At 73.4% G+C, this 2,023-nt stretch carries 2 protein-coding genes; one reads left to right on the top strand and one right to left on the bottom strand.

Going from position 1 to position 2,023, the window contains the following annotated elements:
* Positions 1 to 57: 57 nt before the first annotated feature.
* Positions 58 to 984 (bottom strand): Ppx/GppA family phosphatase, encoded by a 927-nt coding sequence (locus tag VR44_RS39230; protein WP_045952471.1) that lies wholly within the window; start codon positions 982 to 984, stop codon positions 58 to 60.
* A 62-nt stretch (positions 985 to 1,046) separates the two neighbouring features.
* Here VR44_RS39230 and VR44_RS39225 point away from each other — a divergent pair, with 62 nt between their 5' ends.
* On the top strand, positions 1,047 to 1,847 hold the full coding sequence (locus VR44_RS39225) for a DUF3109 family protein (RefSeq protein ID WP_045952470.1): 801 nt from the start codon (positions 1,047 to 1,049) through the stop codon (positions 1,845 to 1,847).
* Positions 1,848 to 2,023 lie beyond the last annotated feature (176 nt).

Raw genomic sequence — 2,023 nt, 5'->3', positions numbered from 1 at the left:
GAGGCGGGTGGGCAGCCACCGCCCGGCCGCGGGCCCGCGCCGCGAGCCCCGTGCCGGCTACGGGAGGTGGTCCAGCCTCCGCAGGATGACGCCCTCGCGGAGGGCCCAGGGGCAGATTTCCAGGGTGTCCACGCCGAAGAGGTCCATCGCCGCTTCTGCCACCAGGGCGCCCGCCAGGAGCTGGGAGGCCCGGCCCTCGGAGACGCCCGGGAGGGTGGAACGTTCCGCCGTGGTCATCGCCGACAGGCGGGGGACCCATTCCTCCAGGGACTTGCGGGTGAGGTCGCGCTGGACGTACAGGCCGTCGGCCTCGCGGGCCGCGCCGGCGATGCGGGCCAGCTGCTTGAAGGTCTTCGAGGTGGCCACCACGTGGTCCGGTGCCCCGAAGCGGCTGAACTCTCCGACCGTGCGGGCGATCTGCGCCCGCACGTGCCGCCGCAGCGCCTTCACGTCCGCCGGGTCCGGCGGGTCGGCCGGGAGCCAGGCCGAGGTGAGGCGGCCCGCGCCCAGGGGGAGGGAGACGGCGGCGTCGGGGTCCTCGTCGATGCCGTACGCGATCTCCAGCGAGCCGCCGCCGATGTCGAGGACCAGCAGCTTGCCCGCCGACCAGCCGAACCAGCGGCGGACCGCGAGGAAGGTCAGCCGGGCCTCGTCCTCGCCGCTGAGCACGGGCAGCTCGACGCCGGTCTCGGCCTTGACGCGGGCCAGGACCTCGTCGGCGTTGGGGGCCTCGCGGACGGCGCTGGTCGCGAAGGGGAGGACGTCCTCGCAGCCCTTGTCCTCGGCGGCCTGCACGGCCTCGCCGATGACGGAGACCAGGCGCTCGACGCCCTCCGGGGTGATCGCGCCGTGCTCGTCGAGCAGCTCCGCGAGCCGCAGCTGCTCCTTGTGGGAGTGCGCGGGCAGCGGGCGCGCGCCGGGGTGCGCGTCCACCACCAGCAGGTGGACCGTGTTCGAACCCACATCCAGGACACCGAGTCTCATACGGGAAACGCTATAGGGCCGCACGCGGGGCGGTGGAGTAAGGGGCGCTTAGGCTTGGGTTTGTGCCAAATACGAAGAAGGCCAGCAAGAACCAGTCGAAGAAGAACAAGTCCGCGGTGGCGGACGAGAAGGGGCTCGACTTCCCCCGGGCCTGGGTGGAGTTCCCCGATCCCGCCGACGAGGAACAGGTCTTCCGCTGCGATCTGACCTGGCTGACCTCCCGCTGGACGTGCATTTTCGGCAGCGGCTGCCAGGGCATCCAGGCGGGCCGGGCCTCGGACGGCTGCTGCACGCTGGGCGCGCACTTCTCCGACGAGGACGACGAGCAGCGGGTGGCCGAGCACGTGGCGCGGCTGACGCCGGAGCTGTGGCAGTTCCACGACGTCGGCAGCGAGAGCGGCTGGACGCAGCTCGACGACGACGGGGAGAAGCAGACCCGCCGCTGGGACGGGGCGTGCATCTTCCTGAACCGGCCCGGTTTCCCGGCCGGGGCGGGCTGCTCGCTGCACATCCTGGCGCTGCGGAACGGGCAGGAGCCGCTGGAGACCAAGCCGGACGTGTGCTGGCAGCTGCCGATCCGGCGTACGTACGAGTGGATCGACCGGCCGGACGACACCCGGGTGCTCCAGGTGTCGATCGGGGAGTACGACCGGCGGGGCTGGGGGCCGGGCGGGCACGACCTGCACTGGTGGTGCACCTCGGCGACGTCCGCGCACGGAGCCGGTGAGCCGGTGTACGTGTCGTACCGGGCGGAGCTGACGGAGCTGATGGGCGCGGAGGCGTACGCGGAGCTGGTGAAGCTGTGCGAGGCGCGGCTGGCTTCGCTGCTGCCGATGGCTCCCCACCCCGCCGACCCGGCGTAGCGGCCCCGCCGCCCGGCGCCCCGGGCCCTACGGGGTCGGGGGTGCCGGGTCGGGGGAAACCGTTCCTCCTGGGCCGGCGGACGGTCCCGGGTCCGTGGGCTGCGTCGGGGTCGGCGTGGGGGTCGGCGTCGGTGTGGGGGTAGGTGTGGGTGTGGGTGTGGGGGTCGGTGTGGGGG

This window comes from Streptomyces katrae (genome assembly GCF_000966975.1).
GTDB lineage: Bacteria > Actinomycetota > Actinomycetes > Streptomycetales > Streptomycetaceae > Streptomyces > Streptomyces katrae.
The sequence above is the reverse complement of the archived record's forward strand: the minus strand, read 5'-3'. Positions and strand labels throughout refer to the sequence as shown.